Source organism: Bartonella sp. AA81SXKL (assembly GCF_042196945.1).
GTDB lineage: Bacteria > Pseudomonadota > Alphaproteobacteria > Rhizobiales > Rhizobiaceae > Bartonella.
On record NZ_JBHIRH010000441.1, the window covers coordinates 1 to 521 of the forward strand.

A 521-nucleotide genomic window follows, 5' to 3' on the forward strand; every position below is an offset into this window, starting at 1 on the left:
TCAAATTGCATGGCTTTATAGAGCGGTGCAATTAAGGTTGCTGTTTGCGCAATGGCACCCACCATGCGCCCCCGCGCATGGTTAAAAGCATTTTCCGCATTCTTTGTCGCATCCTCAAGATGCTCAGGGTCAAACCACCCTTTAAAATGCTGCCTTGTCTTGTTTTGGAAATGTGCAACATCTGAACTAAAGGCTGCAAGATCCCGCTTGGCAGAAGCGATCCCCTCTTGCAGATGATTAACAAAACGCACAACAAGGGAAACATCCATGATCGTCTCTTATCCTAACTGATGACTTTCATATTCTTGGGCTTTAAAGCGTGCGAGTTCTTCTCGATAGGCAATCACATCCAGCCAATCCATCTGGTTAATCTCTGAAGGCGCCCAGTGATAATAAAGGGCTAGTTCTGCCCCAAATTGTCTGGCAGAGAGGATTGGCGTTGCGTAAAAAAAGCAAAAAAAGCCTTCAATATTGCGACAATATCCATCACATCAACTCGATCAATCAATTCAATAGATTCA

The 521-nt window shown here is 44.5% G+C and carries 1 pseudogene; it reads right to left on the reverse strand.

The features are described from left to right. Positions 1-269: pseudogene (locus ACFINZ_RS12145) on the reverse strand (phage tail tape measure protein); the annotation flags it as partial. Between the last annotated feature and the right edge of the window lie 252 nt (positions 270-521).